This is a genomic window from Flexivirga caeni, from assembly GCF_003724155.1.
Lineage (GTDB): Bacteria > Actinomycetota > Actinomycetes > Actinomycetales > Dermatophilaceae > Flexivirga > Flexivirga caeni.
Window position 1 is genome coordinate 18,184 of record NZ_RJJQ01000014.1, and the last position, 18,391, is coordinate 36,574.

The following is an 18,391-nucleotide window of genomic DNA, read 5'->3' on the forward strand; positions in this document are numbered from 1 at the left end:
GGGACGGGCTTCCCGAGGTTTCGCGTCCCGAAAGCGCGACGGTCGCGACTCCGGGACGGGCTTCCCGAGGTTTCGCGTCCCCAAAGCGCGACGGTCGCGACTCCGGGACGGGCTTCCCGAGGTTTCGCGTCCCCAAGGCGCGACGGTCGAGGTTTCCGGACGCGGGAAGCGCCGTCCCCTGGGGGCGCTCAGCCAACCAGGTCGCGCAGCATCCGCGCCCCGTCGACCGCCAGGCGCCCGAGACGTATGGCGTCCGGCGGCGTCGCACCCGCCAGCCCGCACGCGGGAGTGACGACAACAGCCGACAGCGATGCGGTCGGCAACCCGACGCGGCGCCACTGGTCCACGAACGGCTCGACATGCTCTCGTGGATGCCGCGCCGCCGAACCGGTGGGAATGATGCCCGCCCAGAGGCGCCGGCCGGACTCGACCAGTTCCGCGAGTTCATCCCACTGCGCGGCGCCGGCCAGCGCCAGGTCGAGCGACAGCTGCAGCCCCGGCACCTGCCGGACCAACGCGATCGGGACATCCGCCGCACACGAATGCAAGACCTGCGAATCGGCTTTAGCCGTAACCTTTTCGGTCAGCTGCAGCAAGCCGTCACGCACGACCGACCGATCGATCGCCGGCACCCGGCCGAAGCCCGACGCCGTCGGCAGCCGCCCGGCGAGGACTGCCGGCAGAGCCGGCTCATCCCACTGCTGCACCAGTGTCGCCGCCGGCACCAGGCGGCGCACCCGATCAAGCAGGTCGAGCGCGCTATCCGCCAGGGATTGCACGACGTCGCGCGTCGCGCCGGCATCCCCGGCCACCCGGCCGCCCCGCGGGAGTTCGAGAGTCGCTGCCAGTGTCCACGGGCCGCACAACTGGACCTTGAGCGGCCCGGCATACCCGTCGTAGACCTCCGACAGCACGTCGAGATCCTGCCGGAGAAGCGCTCGGGCACGAGCGGCGTCCCGGCCCTGCCGGTCGGTCAGCCGCCACCCGGAAGGCTGCAGATCGATCGCCAGGCCTTCGAGCTGCGCTGCCGTGCGCCCGACCAGGTCGGCGCCCGGACCCCGCGCCGGCAATTCCGGCAGGTAAGGGATGCCGCCGTCGTCATACAGCTCGCGCACCGCTCGTGCGGCGCCCTCGACGTCGGTGCCCGGCAGCGAGCCGATGCCGCTGGCCGAGATCGGCCCGCTCACCGGCGGCCAGCCAGATGCGAGCTCACTGGAACTTCGACAACGGCTGCTTCCCCATGCCCTTCAACGGCTTGAGGAAGGTGCCCTTCGTCGCCTCGACGAAGCAGGCCGTGATCGTGATCCCTTGCTGCCAGCCTGGCGCGCCGGTGTGATTGCTGGCGGCAATGACGTCGCTGCGCCGCGCACCCAGGTAGGTGTCGGCGAGTGGCGCGCACTTGGCGATAGCCAGATCGTCGGCGGCCTTGGTGCCGGGATACTTTCCGTCCGGCTTGCCGATGATATAGCCGCCGACCGTCTCCGCCTTGTGCGGCTGGGAGCACGGCACGATCTTCGGCGAGTCGACCGCGCTGGGCAGGTCGCTGGTGCAGACCCGGTAGGGGAGGTAGCCCTTGTCCTTGATGATGTTCTTCAGTGAGTAGTCGATCTCGGAATACCCCGAGTCGCTCTCGGTGGCCACCGCCGCGACACACACGATCTCCGACGAGGACTTGGGATCCACCAGCGATGGCATCGGCTGGCCGAGCACGCGCGAGAACGCCGCGGTGGGACTTCCGACGTATCCCGCGACGACGTTATTGCAGGTCCAGGTGCGCAGAATGCCGCGCTTGACCGGGTCGTTCGCGTACTGGCTGGTCTTGACCACCGCGGTGATCTCAAGCTTGTGCTTCGCGGTGCACGACGTCAGCGACCAGTTGATCGTGTCGTCGAAACACTGACCCGGCCTGAAGTCAGTAGTGGTGCTGTCACCGGAGGAGGTCGCGCCCGTCGTCGGCGCCGCGACCGACGACGAACTGGACGGGGTCGTGGAGGTGCTGGCGTTCGTCGTGGGCGCGGACACCTTGGGCGAACCACCGCCTCCGCACGCGGTCAGCCCGAGACTGACGATGGCGAGGGTCGCAAGGGCCAGCGTCGGCCGGAACGTGCGGTGGTCGGTGACATGCATGACGGTTTCCTCTTGTTGATCGATCGGCCGCAACGCCAGAAGTGTATTCAGAACGGACCGCAGAGCCGGAAATCGATTCAGGACCGACGTCCAGGTCGCTGCTGACGTCCAACCCTGACGCGCGAACGAGCGCATCGGTTTCACCCCTGCGCGGTCCGGCTACGTTCCGTCGACGTGATCGTTGCGGATCCGACGACACGCGTCCCGTCATACAGCACGACGGACTGGCCCGGCGCGACCCCCCGCGCCCGGCGATCCAGCCGGACCGAGACCCGGTCGTCCTCGGCGACCGCGACAGCCGCGAATTCCTCACCGTGCGCGCGCAATTGGGCACCGACCCGCAACTCACCGACCGGCACCGGACCGCACCACCGCGCGTGGTCGGCGGCGAGTATGTCGATCCCCAGCAGGTCCTGCGTGCCCACGACGACCGTGTTGGTGCGCGGCTGCACATCGACGACATACCGCTTCGCGCCGTCCGCGCGCGGCACCTTCAGCCCGAGGCCGCGCCGCTGCCCCACGGTGTAGGCGAACGCACCCTGGTGCTGGCCGACCACCTCACCCTCGGTGTCGACGATGTCACCCGGCTGCTCCCCGAGCCGGCGGGTCAGCCAGCCCTTGGTGTCACCATCGGCGATGAAGCAGATGTCGTGACTGTCCGGCTTCTTGGCCACCGAAAATCCGCGCTCGGCGGCCTCCTGCCGGATCTGCGGCTTCGTGGTGTCCCCGAGCGGAAAGAACGAGTGCGCGAGCTGATCGGCGTCCAGCACGCCGAGCACGTACGACTGGTCCTTGGCCGGGTCGACGGCACGGTGCAGTTCGCGACCACCGGGGCCGTCGACGATCTGCGCGTAGTGGCCCGTCGCGACCGCGTCGAAACCGAGGGCGAGCGCCTTGTCGAGCAGCGCCGCGAACTTGATGCGCTCGTTGCAGCGCAGGCACGGGTTGGGTGTGCGACCCGCGGTGTATTCGGCGACGAAGTCCTCGACCACGTCCTCCTTGAAGCGCTGCGCCATGTCCCAGACGTAGAACGGTATGCCGACCTTGTCCGCGACCCGACGGGCGTCCCCCGCGTCCTCGATCGTGCAGCACCCCCGCGCCGACTCACGCAACGTCGCCGCGGACTGGGAAAGCGCCAGATGGACGCCGACGACCTCGTGGCCGGCATCGACCATGCGGGCCGCGGCGACCGCGGAGTCGACTCCTCCGCTCATGGCAGCGACGACGCGCATCAGCGGCCGTTCCTGCTCGCCGAGCGCGCCCGGCGCGCCCGGTCGATCGCGGCCGGCAGCGCCTCCAGCGCGGCGGCCACGTCGGCGTCGGTGGAGGTGTGGCCCAGCGTGAGCCGCAACGCACCGCGAGCGTCGTCCTCACTGATCCCCATCGCCAGCAGGACATGGCTGGGTTGCGGCACCCCTGCCTGGCAGGCAGACCCGGTCGAGCACTCGATGCCGGCGGCGTCGAGCAGGTAGAGCAGCGAATCGCCGTCACAGCCCGGCACCCGAAGGTGCGCGTTGCCCGCGAGCCGGGTGGTCACGTCACCGACCTCGTGAGCGCCCGTCACCTCGATGTCGAGACCGAGGTCGAGCGCGCCGCGGATCAGCTTGTCGCGCAGGGCGGCGAGCTTCTCCTGCTCGGCACCGAGCGATCCGGTCGCGAGAGTCGCCGCGAGCGCCATACCCCGGATGCCGGCGGTGTCGAGGGTGCCGCTGCGCAGTTGGCGTTCCTGCCCACCGCCGTGGGTGAGTGGAGTGAGCGCCACGTCGCGGCGGGCGAGCAGCAGCCCGGCGCCCTGCGGGCCGCCGAACTTGTGCGCGCTGGCAGTGAGCAGGTCGACCCCGGACGCCGCGAAATCGACCGGCACCTGACCGATCGCCTGCACCGCGTCCGTGTGCATCGGTATGCCGAATTCGTGTGCCACTGTTGCGACTTCGGCGATCGGCTGAATCGTGCCCACCTCGTTGTTGGCCCACATGAGCGACACGAGCGCCACCGATCCGGGATCACGCTCGATCAGCGCACGCACCTGGTCCGGGTCGCTGCGGCCCAGCGCGTCGACGTCGATCCAGTCGACCTCGGCATCCTCCTGCGTGACGAGGTGTTCGACAGCGTCCAGCACCGCGTGGTGCTCGGTGACACCGACGATCAGCCGGCGGCGCCGCGCGTCGTGTGTATGGCGGTGCCACCACGTGCCCTTGAGCGCGAGATTGTCCGACTCGGTGCCGCCGGAGGTGAAGATGACCTCGGACGGACCACAGCCGAGGGCTGTAGCGATCGCCTCGCGCGACTCCTCGACGACCCTGCGAGCCGCCCGGCCGGAGGTGTGCAGGGAGGACGCGTTGCCGCCGACGGCGAGTTCTTCGGCGATGGCCGCAATGACCTCGGGACGGGTCGGCGTCGTGGCGGCGTGGTCGAGATATGCCGTGGACTTCACCCGTCAAGGGTACGCGCGGCTGCGGCACCGCCCGTCCGGTGACAGGGACGAGGGCCGGGATTTGCGACACTATGGCACGTGACCGTACCTGCTCGCCGCTCACTCGCTCCCGCTGGCACAGCGCTCGCTGTGGCCGCGCTGGCGCTCTCGGGCTGCACCTCCAGTCACCAGGCGGCGCCCAGCACCCCGACCTCGAGTTCCAGCGCGCCGGCCACCTGCTCCACGGTCACGGCCCCAGGTCTGTCGGGCGCCGGCTTGCCGTTCGGCACCGCTGCGCCGACCGGGCCGTCGTCCGCGCTGCAAGTCAGCGCCGGCCAGCCGGTGGTGTCAAGCCTGCCGTCGGGCCGTGACGGCTACCGGCTGGTCGAGGTGCCGGTCACCGCGAGCGTCCGCACCAACGGCACCTTCGCGATCGACCAGTCGCAGTTCGTGCTCGTCGGGCCGGACAACCGTTCGTGCAGCCGGCCGTCGATCAATCCGCTGTCCCACGGTTTCATCGCGATCACCGTCGATGAGTCCCGCTCCGGCGCGGGCAGCGTGGCATTCCTCGTCCCGGCGTCGATCAGCACGACCCGGCTCAGCGTGCGCTACCTGCCCGCCGTCGGTGCGCGTTCGGCGAGTCTGGCCTGGTTGGCCGGCGCGACCGCGCCCAAACCTGTCGAGCCGGTGAATGGTTGCGACGGCGGGAAGTCGTCATACACCACGACCGGCGTGCGCGGCGTCGCATTCGGCACGCAGGTCAAGCACGGCGACAGCGTCGTGTCGTCGACCGTGAGCGCTGCCACGCCGACCCGGCGGGCGTTCAGTCCCGGCCCGAGCCAGCCCAACGACGTCGACGCGATCGACGTGAAGCTGCACGTCAGCGCGAGCGGAGCCGACGCCTTCGTCGACCGGCGCTCCTTCGTGCTGGTCGACGGATCCGGTCGGCTGTGCCGGCGGGCGGCGCTGAGCAGCGAGGGCGAGACGCTGACCAGCGCTCTGGTCAAGGCCGGCCGGTCCGCCGACTACACCCTGGTGTTCTGGGCGCCGAAGGGCGGCACCATCACCGGATTGCGGCTGCTGCAACTGACCAAGCCCGGCGGCACGGTCGTGCAGTCGGACTGGTATGACGCTGCGCTGAAGCTGCGCCCGATCGCCGGATGAGCGGGCGCAGCTCCGAGCGGCTCAGCCCTTCGCGGCCTTGACTGCCTCGGTGGCCTGCGGCAGCACGTTGAACAGGTCGCCGACGACACCGAAGTCGACCAGTTCGAAGATCGGTGCTTCCTCGTCCTTGTTGATCGCGACGATGGTCTTGGACGTCTGCATCCCGGCCCGGTGCTGGATGGCACCGGAGATGCCGCAGGCGACATACAGCTGCGGTGAGACCTGCTTGCCGGTCTGCCCGACCTGATTGGAGTGCGGGTACCAGCCGGCGTCGACCGCCGCACGCGAGGCACCCACGGCCGCACCGAGCACGTCGGCGAACGCCTCGACCGGGCCGAAGTCGCCACCGGTGCCGCGGCCGCCGGACACGACGTACTGCGCCTCGGTCAGCTCCGGCCGCGCAGACTTCGCCTTCGGCTCGGTCGCGGTGATCTTGGCCGCCTTGGCGACATCGGACACCGTGACGTCGACCGGCACCACGGTCGCACCTGCCTGGGACGCCTGCGGCGGCGTCGTGTTGGCCTTCACCGTCACGATGGCCGGCTCACGGGTGACCACGGACTCGACCGTGTAGTTGGCGGCGAATGCCGACTGGGTGGTGGCAACACCGCCATCCCCTGCGTCGACGTTGGTCGCATCGGTGACCAGGCCGCCGCCGGTCTTGACCGCCAGCCGACCCGCGGCCTCCTTGGTGATCGCGCCCGTCGGCAGCAGGATCGCAGCCGGTGAAGCCTGCTCGACAACTGCCGCGAGTGCTTCCGCGAGGGGTGCGGCGAGCGTCCCGGTCACGTCGGGGTTGTCGACGACATACACCTTGCCGGCGCCGAATTGGGCCAGCCGCGGGCGGGCCGCCTCGACCTGCGAGCCGACGAAAACCGCTGCGGGCTCACCGATCCGGCGTGCCAGTGTCAGCAGTTCGGCGGTGTTCTTCTTGACCTGGCCGTCGATGTGATCGACCAGCACGAGAACTTCAGCCATGTTCAAATCTCCTTGTTTTTCCAGTCGAAGGCGCAGGTAGCTGCCGGTGTCATCACAGCAACTTGGCCTTGCCGAGGAACTCCGCGAGCTTGGTGCCGCCGTCGCCCTCATCGGTCACGATCTCCCCCTGCTGCCGCGGCGGGCGGGCGGTGAACGAGACAACCTTGGTGCCCGAGCCCTCCTGCCCGACCTGACCGGCGTCGACGCCGAGGTCGGCCAGCGACCAGGTCTCGACCGGCTTCTTCTTGGCGGCCATGATGCCCTTGAAGGAGGGGTAGCGCGGCTCGCCCATCTGGTCGGTCACCGACACGACGGCCGGCAGCGCGGCTTCGAACGAGTCCGAGGCGGTGTCGCTGTCGCGGCGGCCGGTGATGGCGGATCCCGCGATCTCCATCGAGGAGAGCTGCGTCACCTGCGGCAGCCCGAGTCGCTCGGCCAGCATTGCCGGCACCACGCTCATCGTGCCGTCGGTCGAGGCGAGTCCCATCAGCACCAGCTCCGGGCTGCCGTCGGTGGCCTTCCTGACCGCTTCGGCAAGCACCAGCGAGGTCGCGGCTGCGTCCGATCCATGGATCGCGTCGTCCACGACGTGCACACCCTTGTCCGCGCCCATCTGCAGCGCCTTCTTGATCGCGTCGGCAGCCCGGTCCGGGCCGACGGTCACGACCGTGACCTCGCCCTCTCCGGACTCGGCGAGCTTCAGCGCCGCCTCGACGGCATACTCGTCCAACTCCGACAGGAGACCGTCCACATTGGCCCGATCCGTCGTGTTGTCCTCACTGAACGTGCGGTCGCCTTGCGCATCCGGCACGTACTTGACACAGACCACGATGTTCATCCGTCTATCGTCCTCTTCCATCAGGTGCGAGTGTCTGACCTGGGTCAGTGTTCACCGGCGGGTCTGGGTGCCCACGGCTCGAATATATTGTATGACGTAGCAATCCGACTCGGATTGGACAGCATGCTACCTGCGGGTAGGCCGAATCCTGCGGCAGTCTCACTCTCACCGGCACTTTTCGCCCCACAACGAAGAGACCGGTGACGACCGCTGAGGTTGCGGCGTCACCGGTCTCGTGTGACCAATCAGGCTGGGGGCCTTCACTACTGGGCGGAAGCGTTGCCCTCCTGGACAGCCTCGGCCATCGCCTGTGCGACGGCGGGCGGCTCGGCCGACGTGGCCGCGTGCGGACCGTCACTGGTGACCGCCTGGTGCCAGAGCTGCACTGCGGTCAACACCATCTGGGTCGTCGACTGCACGAGCGCCTTGACATCGTCGGCGCCCGACACGAGGTGCTCACCGGTGACGATGAGGTTGCCGTTGGCCAGGCCGGTCTTGACGATGTTCAGGCTCAGCGAGACGTCATTGGCGGCGAGCAGTTGCTTGGTGATGTCCTGGGGCAGGTCATCGGTGATCTGCCACTGGCCGAAGACGCGCATCATCGCCGGCTCGCCGTCGACGCACCGCACGAAGAGCTGCTGCCCCTCGACCTTGTAACTCACGTCGCCGTCGGCGTCCACCTCGGGCCGGAAACCCTCCGACTGCAGCGCCTCCAGCACGCGCTGCTGCAGCTGGTTGCCCCCTGCCGGAACGGAGGGTGCGGCGGGCGGCGCGAAGTTGGGCAACGATGTGGGATCTGTCATGCGAACAACGCTACTTCACCGGCGGCTCCCCCGACACTTCCCGGGGCGAGGTGGGGCGCGGCCGGGGCGCCATACCCCGTCCCTAAACCTCGACCGTCGAAGGTTGCGTATGCCGCCGGCCAGGTTCCGCATACCTAGACCTCGACCGTCGAAGGTTGCGTACGCGGAGCTGCAGTGCGGCTAACCTTCCACGGGTGTCCGACTCAGCGATCTCCACCGCCCGAACTTCCCCCGACGCACCGCCACCGCTGGGAGCGAACGCGGACGAGACGGGCGTGGAGTTCGCGGTGTATGCCGAGGCGGCGACCTCGGTCGACGTATGTCTCTTCAGCGCGGACGGGACGGAGCGGCGCGTGCCGCTGCACGAGCACGCGCACGGCGTCTGGGCTGGGCATGTTGCCGGGATCGGGGCCGGCCAGCTCTACGGCTTCCGCGCGGCAGGCGCCTGGGAGCCGACACAGGGTCTGCGCTATAACGCCGCCAAGCTGCTGCTCGACCCCTACGCGCGTGGCATCGTCGGCGAAATCAGCTGGCGGCCAGAGGTTTTCGGGCACCGCGTCGGCGCCGACCTCAAGGGCGACCCGGATGTGCGAGACGACCGCGACAGCGCGCCTTACGTCCCGCGGAGCGTGGTCGTCGGCAACGGTTTCGACTGGGGCGAGGACAAGCCGCCGCACGTCCCATGGGACCGCACGCTCATCTACGAGACCCACGTGCGCGGGCTCACCCACGACCTGCCGGACGTGCCGGAGCAATTGCGCGGCACGTATGCCGGGGTCGCGCATCCGGCGACCATCGCCCACCTCCAGCGTCTCGGCGTCACAGCGGTGGAGCTGCTGCCGGTGCACGCCTTCACCTCCGAACCCCAGCTTGTCCAACGCGGACTCGAGAACTACTGGGGATACAACACGTTGGGCTTCTTCGCGCCGCACCCTGCCTACGCCTCAGCGCACACGCCGCAAGAAGCCATCCACGAGTTCAAGGGCATGGTCAAACTGCTGCACGAGGCCGGGCTGGAGGTGATCCTCGACGTCGTCTACAACCACACCTGCGAGCAGGGCAGCGGCACCGGAGCGACGCTGTCCTGGCGCGGGCTGTCGTCCGCGTCCTACTACCGCCTCGATGAACGTGGCAACGACGTGGACGTCACCGGATGCGGCAACACGCTCGACATGCGGCACCCGGAAACCGTTCGTATGGTGTTGGATTCGCTGCGTCACTGGGTGAGCGAGATGCACGTCGACGGCTTCCGCTTCGACCTCGCGCCTGCGCTGGCCCGCGGGACCGACGACGCATTCCACCCCGATCACCCGTTCCTGCTGGCGCTGCGCACCGACCCGGTGCTGTCCCGGGTCAAGCTGATCGCCGAGCCGTGGGACGTCGGATCCCACGGCTGGCGCACCGGCCAGTTCCCGGCACCGTTCGCCGACTGGAACGACCGGTTCCGCGACACCGTGCGCAGCTTCTGGCTGACCGACCTGGCCGCGGATCAGGACGGACGCCCCGGGCACGGGGTGAGCGATCTGGGCACGCGCATCGCCGGCTCCCGCGACCTCTTCGGGTCGCGTTCGCCCCTCGCGTCGATCAACCTGGTCACCGCGCACGACGGCTTCACCGCGGCGGACCTCACGGCATACAACGTCAAACACAACGACGCGAACGGTGAGGACGGCCGCGACGGGAGCAACGACAACCGCTCGTGGAACTTCGGCGTCGAAGGCCACGACGGCGCCGGGGACGCGATCGAGACGGTGCGCCGCCGCGCGGTGCGCAACCTGCTCGCCACGACGCTGCTGTCTGCCGGCGTGCCGATGCTGACGGGCGGCGACGAGTTCGGGCGCACGCAGCGCGGGAACAACAACGCCTACTGCCAGAACAACGAAATCAGCTGGTACGACTGGAGTCTGGCGAAGTGGCAACTCGATCTCGCCGACACGACGGCCTTCCTCGCCGAGTTGCGCGCAGCGCATCCGGTGCTGCGCCAGCGCACGTTCTTCCCCGGCGATCCGATCGACGGTGACGCGCTCGCGGCCTTGCACTGGCACGGCGCCGACGGCTCGATCATGACCGCGGACGAATGGAACGACGGCGGCACGCGAACCCTGCAGGTCGTGTTCGACGGCTCCGATGTCGGCGACGATCGCATCCTGCTGGTGCTGCACGGCGGCGCCCATGATCGCCCGGTCCGACTACCCGAGCAGACGGGCGTCACCCGCTGGGAGCTGACCTGGGACAGCTCCTACGAGCGCCCGGCCGACCTGCCGAGCCAGAGCGTCGCAGTCGGTGACGAACTGCCCATGCATGCAGGGTCTTTCGCGATATTTTTGGGCGCATAGGCGCGACCCGCCGCACCTGATCGAGCGGCACACATATGCATTGAGCGACACAGCAGATCAGGGTGGTTTTCTGGGCCGCTCGATCGGTTTGTGTGCCGGTCGATCCGAGGAGCGCACGGCGCGGTCCGACTCACCGCACCTCGCGGCTCGCGATGACCTCGCGGTACCAGTCGAAGCTGGCCTTCGGGGTGCGTTCCAGGGTGTCGTAGTCGACGTGCACGAGCCCGAAGCGCGGCTGGTAGCCGCGCGCCCACTCGAAGTTGTCCAGCAGCGACCACACGTAGTAGCCGCGCACATCGACCCCCTTGGCCATCGCACCCCGGACGGCCCCCAAATGGTCTCGTACGTACCGGATCCGGTCTTGATCGTCGACCCGGCCAGCGGACCGTACGTCATCCGGGCAGGCTATGCCGTTCTCGGTGATGTAGACCGGCGGAAGGGTCGCGCCATACGTGTCGCGCAGCCACACGAGCAGATCGGTGAACGAACCGGCCTCGACCGGCCAGCCCATCTCGGTGAGGTACTCGCCCGGCCGCTGCTGCTGCCGGAAACCCAGGTCGGACGCGGCGCGCCGCGAGGGGTCCGGCTCGTCCGGCTCGACAGCCTCCGGCCGGCTCGGCGAGTAGTAGTTGACGCCCAGGAAGTCGAGCGGCTGATGCACCGTCTCCAGATCACCGTCCCGGAGGAACGAGAAGTCGGTGACCGGCTTCCACACCTCACGCGCCGACTCCGGATAGCGTCCTGCCAGCACCGGGTCGGTGAACAGCAAATTGCCGATCAACAGGCACCGCGCGGCTGCCTCCGCATCCGCCGGTGACTGCGAAACTTGCTGCACCGAAACAAGATTCAACGTCACCCCTACCTCGACTGATGGCGCAGCCGCACGCACCGCCTGGGTCGCGAGCCCGTGTCCCAGCAGCAGGTGATGCGCGGCTTGCAATGCTCCCTCGCCCTCCTGTGCGCCGGGAGCATGCACCCCCTCGGCATAACCGAGGATCGAGGAACAGTAGGGCTCGTTCAGCGTGATCCACTTGGCCACCCGGTCGCCCAGGTGCCCGGCAGCGACGGCGGCATACTCCGCGAATCGCTCAGCCGTCGCGCGTGACCGCCAGCCGCCACGGTCCTCCAGCGCCTGCGGAAGATCCCAGTGGTAGAGCGTCACGACCGGGTCGATCCCCGCGGCGAGCAACTCGTCGACGAGCTTGTCGTAGAACGCCAGACCCGCCGCGTTGACCGATCCGTCGTCGGGTTTGATCCGCGGCCAGGCGAGCGAGAAGCGATAACTGTCGAGCCCGAGCTGTTTCATCAGCGCGACGTCTTCGCCGAACCGGTGGTAGTGGTCGCATGCCACGTCCCCGGTGTCGCCATCGGCCACCTTGCCCTGAGTATGACTGAACGTGTCCCAGATGGACGGCCGACGGCCGTCCTCGGCGACTGCCCCCTCGATCTGATATGACGCCGTGGCTGCTCCGAAGACGAAGTCGGCAGGAAACTGGACGGTCACGGGGTTTCTCCTTCTGAACGGATGCTGGTGGGCGGCGGTGCGTCGGAGCGTGCGGCCGCGGGATGGTGGATGAGGCTCGCCGGCAGCTCCACGACGGCGACGTCGTATGGCGACAGCCGGTCCACGCCGTGCGCGCCGACCGCGACGGACTCTGCGGAAGCGTTGACGAACCAAGCGAATTCGCGACCGTCGCGGTGGATGAGACCATCGACGAAGACCCTCGGGTCACCGGTCCGGACCGGCCGTGCGACGCCCGCCTCGTCGGCGAGCAGGTCGTACAGCCGCCAGGTCTCCTCCGGGTTCACCCGCGCGGTCTGCGCAGCGAAGTACTCGAGCGGCAGGGTGCACAGCACCGCTTGCCCGGCTCCGTGGCGCTTGCGGGTGAGCACCGGCCGGTCGTGCTGGTCGACGGCGATCACCTCGGCGTCCACGGGCGCGACCGGCAGGATGCTGCGTCCGCCGGCCGAGCCGGTGGCGGCGAAACGCAGCCTGTCCCCAGCCCGGGCATTGCCGAAGTCGGCCAGCAGCCGCACCTCGACGATGTCGTCGAGCACGGGTTCGACCATCCCGTAGCGCAGCAGATGCCGCACGCCGAACGTCGGCTCCAGCCCGGTCCACCACGGGCCGCGCTGAACGGGCGAGTCGCCCAAACCGTAGGAGACATAGACGGTGTGGCCGGCAGCCGCACGGTCGGCCAGGTGCAGCCAGATGGGTGCGGTGAGTGCCTTCACCGAGGGGACGATCACCAGCCGGGCACCGTCAGGGACCGGATCCGGCTCGCGCACGAAGGCCGGACCGAGATCCGCCTCGCGGCACGCGACATACGCCTGCTCCAACGCCGCCAGCAGGTCGGTGCGCTCGGTCTCCTCGAAGGTCCAGTACTCCGGCCCGTCGACGTATGCCGGGACAAGCAACGCCACCTCGGACCGCCACCTGGAGCACTCGGTGAGTTCGAGGCGGTCGACCAATGCCCGGAAGGCGGTGATCTCGTGCAGTTGCGGTTTGGCCGATCCGTCGACGCGGGTCAGGCCGAAGTGCAGTTCGAACGGGTGGTGCCGATAGGGATCCTGGTTCGGCAAATTGTCGAAATCGGTGTTGTTCCAGGCCAGCCAGCCGGTCGCGCCCGCGAGCAGCGTGGTGTGCAGGATCTGCCGGTAGTAGTCGGCAGCGTGCTCGTCCGAGGCGAAGTCGGACGTCACCCCGAACTCTTCGAGCACGACGGGCAACTCCGCCACCGAGGCGAGCTCACACACGAACGCCGCTCGCAGGTGCTGACGCACGACGTCGTTGCCCATCGGGTAGACATGCGGCCCGACGAAATCGGTGATCTCGGCCAAGTCCCGGACGCTGAAGCCGTTGTTCCGGCCGGTCACCTCCTGACCCCACGCGCCGTCGCCGATCGACACCGGAGCGAGCGAGTCACCCGAACGGATCGCGGTGACCATCAGCTGTGCCCACGCCGTGACGTCCGTCCGGCGAGCCGGCCCACCGTAGATGGGCATCTCGTTGGAGACCAGCCAGCCGACGATCGCCGGGTGCCCCACGAACCGGCGCGCCACCTGCGACAGGTAGCTCGACTGCTGCGCGACCAGCCAGGTGTCCGTGTAGAGATCGCGGTCACCACGCCAGGCCGGATCCCAGTTCTCCCCCGACATGTGACCGACGAGAAAGGTGGGGATCGTGCGCATTCCGAGCTCCACATGGAGGTCGAGAAAGCGCCCGTAGCGCCCGATGACTGCTTCGTCCAGCCGTCCCGGCTCCGGCATGGCATGCGGCCAGAAGAGGAACGACCGCGTCACGTCCAGACCGGCCGCGGCCATGGCCGCCAGCTCGGAGCGGACCAGTCCCTCGTCGTACGAATGCCACATGAAGGGGCCGCCGCCACGCGACCAGAAGTTGCTCCCGAACCAGACCTGATCCGCGCCGGCGAACCGGACAAACCGCATCGGTCGCTCGATGCCGCCGCTCACTTGACGGCTCCCGCCGTCAGTCCGGCGACGAGGAAGCGTTGCAGGAGCAGGAAGACGAGGACGATGGGCAGGCTCACCACGAGCGAGGCCGCCATCACCTGGTTCCAGTAGACGTTGATCTGGGTGGAGTAGCTCTGCAGCCCGATCGAGAGCGTCTGGGTGTTCGGTCCGGTCATCTGCGACGCGAAGAGGATCTCGCCCCACGACGTCATGAACGAATAGACCGCAACGGCGATGACGCCCGGACGTGCGGCTGGGAGGACGACCCGCAGGAGCGTCCCGATGGTCGACGCACCGTCGACTCGTGCCGCTTCGTCCAATTCCCTCGGTATGCCGTCGAAGTAGCCCGCCAGCATCCAGATCGCGAACGGGAGTGAGAACGTCAGGTAGGTGATGACCAGCCCGAAGCGTGTCTGGTAGAGCAGGGTGAAACCCAGTGCCTTGTCGATGTTGACGAAGATGAGGAACAGCGGGAGCAGGAAGAGAATCCCGGGGAACATCTGCGTCGACAGGATCGTGGTGGTGAAGACCTGTCGCCCACGGAAGGTCCACCGGGACACGGCGTATCCGGCGAAGACCGCGACGATCACGCTCAGCACCATCGAGATCGAGCACACGATCAGGCTGTTGAGGAAGTACTTCGCCAGCGGCACCGTGCTCCAGATGTCCTTGAACGGCTGCAGCGTCATGTGACTCGGCCACCACTCGAACTTGCCCTGGACATCACCGAGCGGCTTGACCGAACTGGTGATCAGGACCCACATCGGGACGAGCACGAAAACGCTCAGCACCGTAATGACGACGACGCGGAACACCTTGAACGACAACGGTTCACGCACGGGTGGACCTCCGGTTGAAGATGAGCAGGTAGAGCCCGGTCACCACGAGCAGGAAGACGAGCAGGATCACCGACATCGCCGAACCGAAGCCGAAGTCCCAGTTGACGAACGAGGCGCCGTAGATGTGCACCGAGATGATGTCAGCGGACTTCGGGGGCTGCGCGCCGAAGAGCACGAAGGGCGTGTTGAAGTCGTTGAACGTCCACAGGAAGAGCATCAGGATCATCACCAGGTTGACCGGCCGCAGCGCGGGCAGGGTGATGTAGCGGATCTGCTTCCAGACGCCGGCGCCGTCGACGGCGGCAGCGTCATACACGTCGTCGGGGATGTTCTGCAGACCGGCGAGCAGCATCAGAAACGCGAAGGGCCACGAGCGCCAGATCGCGACCACGACCATCGACCAGAATGCGTTGCTGCCGATCAGCCAGAAGCTCTCGCCGTTGGTCACCCCGAGCGACTTCAGCACGTGGTTCACCAGGCCGTTGTCGCGCTGCAGCATGAAGCTCCACGTCATGATCCCGGCGTAGATGGGCATGGCGTAGGGCACCAGGAAGAGGGTCCGGAAGAAACCGCGACCCGTGAAGTTGCGGTGCAGCACGAGTGCGGCCGACATCCCGAAGGTCCACGAGATGCCAACGACGAGAACGGTGTACAGGCACGTGACTTCGAAGGAGTGCAGGAAGCTGTTGCCGATCGGCGACGAGAAGTCCAGCGCGAGGCGGTATGACGAGAGGCCCTCCCAGGGCGCGGTCGACCAGTTCGCGATGTAGGACTGCGTCAGTCCGACGAACGACATCCACACGCCGACGAGCATCGGCACGATGTGGATCAACAGCTCCAGGACGATCGCCGGAGCGATCAGCAGATAGGGAGTGAGCCGGCGGGTGGAGCGCCCGCCGGCCCGCTTCACGTGTGGGCCGGACGACATCAGCCGGCAGGGGTCATCTTGTCCTGGGCCTGCTGCAGCGCGGCCTTGATGTCACTGTCGGTCGGAGGCGTGCCCGTGGCAGCCTGCGCGATCAGCTGGTTGACCGCATTGCCGACGTTCGTCTCGAACTGCGACTCGTTGGCCACCAGCGGCAGCGGAACCGCACGCGTGGCGAGGATGCCCTGGAACGCCTTTGCCTCGTCGGCATTGGTGGTGAAGTTGGGCGTCATACCGGCCACCACGGGCAGCGCCGCGAACGGCACGTCGAGAATCTTCTGCTCCGCCTCGCTGGTCATGAACTTCACGAACTTCAGCGCCGCGTCCTTGTTCTTCGTGTTCTTGAAGATCGACATGTTGATCCCGGCGACGAAGCTGGCGATGTCCTTCTTCCCCGTGGGGGCGGGGATCGCCACGACGCCATACGCGCTGGTCTTCATGCCGTCTGCGACCAGGGTGTTGTCGGCGTTGTTCTGGCTCATCAGCATCGCTGCCTTGCCCTTGGCGAAGTCACCCGGCGCTTCCGGGCCGTTCTTGTACTGCACGCTGCTCGGATTGACGACCTTGTCGCTCATCAGGTCGACGTACTGCTTCACACCCGCCACCATGCCCGGCGAGGTGAAGTCCGGCTTGCCGCTGGAGTCGAACGGGTCGGCGCCCTGCTGCTGGCCGAAGATGAAGGCGAAGTGGACGCTCTCGGTGTAGCTACCTCCCTCCATCGCCATGCCGTAGGTCCCCTTGCTGGGATCGGTCAACTTCTTGGCGTCGGTCTGCAACTCCTCCCAGGTGGTCGGCGGCTTCAGCCCGGCATCGGCGAACATCTTCTTGTTGTAGTAGAGGCCGTAGACCAGCGAGTAGAGCGGCACGGAGGTCGGATCCTTGCCGGCAACTCCCCCGGTCGCGAAGGACGCGGGCACGAACTTCGACTTGCCGCCGATCGCGGTCAGGGCACTGGAGTCGAACGGGAGGAACGCTCCGGTCGCCTGCAGCGACGGCGCCCAGGTGTTGCCGATGTTCAGCACGTCCGGACCTTTGCCGCTCGACGTCGCGGCGAGGATCTTGTTCAGCAGGTCGGGCCAGCCGATGACCTGCAGGTTGACCTTGATGCCGGTCTGCTGCTCGAACTTCTTCAACTCCGGTCCGAGCACCTTCTTGTCGCCGTCGATCGACGAGGCCTGGTTGCTCGCCCAGTAGGTCAGCGTGACTCCCGAGCCCTTGCCGGTGCCGCCGGAGCCACCGGAGCCACTGGATCCCGAGCTGCCGCTGCACGCCGCCGTGCCGGCGAGCATCGCCACGATCGCCAGCGCTGGTATGAGACGTCTTTTCACGATTGCACCCTTCGGGCCACCACGCGCGACGCCCTGTCGCGCGGATCACATCACACCACTTACTCGCGTAAGCAAACGAATGCGTTATCGGATCGTTATCAAGAATTTCGTGCGGGTGTCAGGCGGCCGGGCCGGAGCTCCCGCGCTCGCGCAGCACCGAACGCGGCACGCGCACCAAGTTCGGCTGCTTGCCGGAGATCAGCGCCAGCAAGGTCTCGGCAGCCTGCCGGCCGTAGCGCTGGTTGTCTCGGAAGAGTGCCGTCAACTCGGGGTCGACCGCGCGTGACAGCGGTGAATCATCCCAGCTGACAACGGAAACCTGCTCCGGCACTGATTTGCCGAGCTCGTGCAGCCGCTTGAGCCCGGCAACCGACATGTGGTCATTACCGAAGATCAGCGCGGTCGGCGGATCCGGGATGGCGAGCAGCCTGTCGACAGCGGCACGCGCGTCGGCCGCGCCATACGTCCCCTCGATCGTCGTGACCGCCAATCCGAGCCGAGCCGCAGCCGTGCGGACGCCCCGCTGCCGCCCGCGCTCGTGCACGAATTCTCGCGGGCCGCTGATGTGCGCGATCCGCTGGTGCCCGAGCCCCGCAAGATGCTCGACGATCAGCGCCGCGTCTCCCGATTGATCGGTCCAGACGCACGGGAGCGTGACGCCCTTGCGCGGGCCGCCGCACAGCACGGCCGGCAGGCCGATACGTTCCACAGCGGCAATGCGCTCGTCGTGATGGCGCTCGTCCACCAGGATGACCCCGTCAATACGGCCTTCGCCCCACCACCGCTGGTAGGTCTCGACCTCGATGTCGGGCGCATCACCGATGACGCGCAGCAGTAGGCTCCAACCTCGTTCTCCCAGAATACTTTCCACGCCTGCGAGAAATTCGAAGAAGAATGAATCGACGGCGAAGGCGTCGGTCGGCCGGGACAACGCGAGACCGATGACTTTGATGTCCGAACCCATCAGCGCGCGGGCGCTGGCACTTGGGTGCCAGCCGAGATCGACGGCCAATTTCAGCACTCGCTCGCGGGTGTCGGCGGCGACCCCGGGCTGCCCGTTGAGCGCATACGAGACGGCCGCGCGCGAAATTCCGAGCTGCCGAGCGATGTCGGCCATTGTCGCCTTCGCGGCCATCGGGTCCCTCCCCTGGCTGGAAGTGAGTCTG

15 protein-coding genes are annotated in these 18,391 nt (G+C 67.8%); 2 read left to right on the plus strand and 13 right to left on the minus strand.

The window, feature by feature from the left end; translation table 11 throughout:
• Positions 1–188 precede the first annotated feature (188 nt).
• The 4 genes from EFY87_RS13125 to EFY87_RS13140 all read right to left on the minus strand — a co-directional run bounded on the left by EFY87_RS13125 (position 189) and on the right by EFY87_RS13140 (position 4,561).
• On the minus strand, positions 189–1,187 hold the full coding sequence (locus tag EFY87_RS13125; protein ID WP_245988633.1) for a uroporphyrinogen decarboxylase/cobalamine-independent methonine synthase family protein: 999 nt from the start codon (positions 1,185–1,187) through the stop codon (positions 189–191).
• A gap of 22 nt (positions 1,188–1,209) precedes the next feature.
• Positions 1,210–2,127, minus strand: a complete 918-nt coding sequence (locus EFY87_RS13130; RefSeq protein ID WP_148043330.1) for a septum formation family protein — start codon at positions 2,125–2,127, stop codon at positions 1,210–1,212.
• A 140-nt stretch (positions 2,128–2,267) separates the two neighbouring features.
• The gene (mnmA, locus tag EFY87_RS13135) at positions 2,268–3,359 is read right to left on the minus strand and encodes a tRNA 2-thiouridine(34) synthase MnmA (protein WP_123271944.1); all 1,092 of its coding nucleotides are present in this window, start codon (positions 3,357–3,359) and stop codon (positions 2,268–2,270) included.
• Positions 3,359–4,561, minus strand: coding sequence for a cysteine desulfurase family protein (locus EFY87_RS13140; protein WP_123271945.1), 1,203 nt, complete (start codon positions 4,559–4,561; stop codon positions 3,359–3,361). The genes mnmA and EFY87_RS13140 overlap by 1 nt, the downstream gene beginning before the upstream one ends.
• 78 nt (positions 4,562–4,639) lie before the next feature.
• Between EFY87_RS13140 and EFY87_RS13145 the strand changes: the two genes are divergently transcribed.
• Positions 4,640–5,704: a hypothetical protein gene (locus EFY87_RS13145; RefSeq protein WP_148043331.1), complete on the plus strand. Its 1,065-nt coding sequence runs from the start codon at positions 4,640–4,642 to the stop codon at positions 5,702–5,704.
• A gap of 21 nt (positions 5,705–5,725) precedes the next feature.
• Here the strand turns inward: EFY87_RS13145 and EFY87_RS13150 are convergent, their stop codons facing one another.
• From EFY87_RS13150 to EFY87_RS13160, 3 genes are all read right to left on the minus strand, one after another.
• Positions 5,726–6,682, minus strand: coding sequence for an electron transfer flavoprotein subunit alpha/FixB family protein (locus EFY87_RS13150; protein WP_123271947.1), 957 nt, complete (start codon positions 6,680–6,682; stop codon positions 5,726–5,728).
• A gap of 52 nt (positions 6,683–6,734) precedes the next feature.
• A complete protein-coding gene (locus EFY87_RS13155; RefSeq protein ID WP_123271948.1) occupies positions 6,735–7,520 on the minus strand; it encodes an electron transfer flavoprotein subunit beta/FixA family protein in 786 nt (261 codons plus the stop codon).
• Between the two features lie 263 nt (positions 7,521–7,783).
• Complete coding sequence (locus tag EFY87_RS13160; protein ID WP_181445488.1) at positions 7,784–8,323, minus strand: hypothetical protein; 540 nt, start codon at positions 8,321–8,323, stop codon at positions 7,784–7,786.
• Positions 8,324–8,517: 194 nt separating this feature from the next.
• On the opposite strand from EFY87_RS13160, the gene glgX reads away from it, so the two are divergent.
• Entirely contained in the window at positions 8,518–10,659 is a 2,142-nt protein-coding gene (gene glgX, locus EFY87_RS13165; protein ID WP_245988634.1) for a glycogen debranching protein GlgX, read from the plus strand.
• 130 nt (positions 10,660–10,789) lie between these two features.
• On the opposite strand, the gene EFY87_RS13170 is transcribed toward glgX, so the two are convergent.
• The 6 genes from EFY87_RS13170 to EFY87_RS13195 form a co-directional block, all read right to left on the minus strand.
• Positions 10,790–12,163: a GH1 family beta-glucosidase gene (locus EFY87_RS13170; protein WP_123271949.1), complete on the minus strand. Its 1,374-nt coding sequence runs from the start codon at positions 12,161–12,163 to the stop codon at positions 10,790–10,792.
• The gene (locus EFY87_RS13175; RefSeq protein WP_220093624.1) at positions 12,160–14,133 is read right to left on the minus strand and encodes a glycoside hydrolase 5 family protein; all 1,974 of its coding nucleotides are present in this window, start codon (positions 14,131–14,133) and stop codon (positions 12,160–12,162) included. The genes EFY87_RS13170 and EFY87_RS13175 overlap by 4 nt, the downstream gene beginning before the upstream one ends.
• Positions 14,130–14,972 carry a carbohydrate ABC transporter permease gene (locus EFY87_RS13180; protein WP_123271950.1) on the minus strand — a complete coding sequence of 281 codons (843 nt, stop codon included), beginning with the start codon at positions 14,970–14,972 and terminating at the stop codon, positions 14,130–14,132. Before EFY87_RS13180 ends, EFY87_RS13175 begins: the two co-directional genes overlap by 4 nt.
• Entirely contained in the window at positions 14,965–15,900 is a 936-nt protein-coding gene (locus EFY87_RS13185; RefSeq protein WP_123271951.1) for a carbohydrate ABC transporter permease, read from the minus strand. Before EFY87_RS13185 ends, EFY87_RS13180 begins: the two co-directional genes overlap by 8 nt.
• Positions 15,900–17,225, minus strand: coding sequence for an ABC transporter substrate-binding protein (locus tag EFY87_RS13190; RefSeq protein ID WP_123271952.1), 1,326 nt, complete (start codon positions 17,223–17,225; stop codon positions 15,900–15,902). The genes EFY87_RS13185 and EFY87_RS13190 overlap by 1 nt, the downstream gene beginning before the upstream one ends.
• Before the next feature lie 118 nt (positions 17,226–17,343).
• The gene (locus EFY87_RS13195; RefSeq protein ID WP_123271953.1) at positions 17,344–18,360 is read right to left on the minus strand and encodes a LacI family DNA-binding transcriptional regulator; all 1,017 of its coding nucleotides are present in this window, start codon (positions 18,358–18,360) and stop codon (positions 17,344–17,346) included.
• Positions 18,361–18,391 lie beyond the last annotated feature (31 nt).

Coding starts and splice junctions, on each gene's coding strand:
- EFY87_RS13160 (WP_181445488.1), bottom strand. CDS start 8,323: ATGACAGATCCCACATCGTTGCCCAACTTCGCGCCGCCCGCCGCACCC.
- EFY87_RS13155 (WP_123271948.1), bottom strand. CDS start 7,520: ATGAACATCGTGGTCTGTGTCAAGTACGTGCCGGATGCGCAAGGCGAC.
- EFY87_RS13185 (WP_123271951.1), bottom strand. CDS start 15,900: ATGTCGTCCGGCCCACACGTGAAGCGGGCCGGCGGGCGCTCCACCCGC.
- mnmA (WP_123271944.1), bottom strand. CDS start 3,359: ATGCGCGTCGTCGCTGCCATGAGCGGAGGAGTCGACTCCGCGGTCGCC.
- EFY87_RS13195 (WP_123271953.1), bottom strand. CDS start 18,360: ATGGCCGCGAAGGCGACAATGGCCGACATCGCTCGGCAGCTCGGAATT.
- EFY87_RS13150 (WP_123271947.1), bottom strand. CDS start 6,682: ATGGCTGAAGTTCTCGTGCTGGTCGATCACATCGACGGCCAGGTCAAG.
- EFY87_RS13130 (WP_148043330.1), bottom strand. CDS start 2,127: ATGCATGTCACCGACCACCGCACGTTCCGGCCGACGCTGGCCCTTGCG.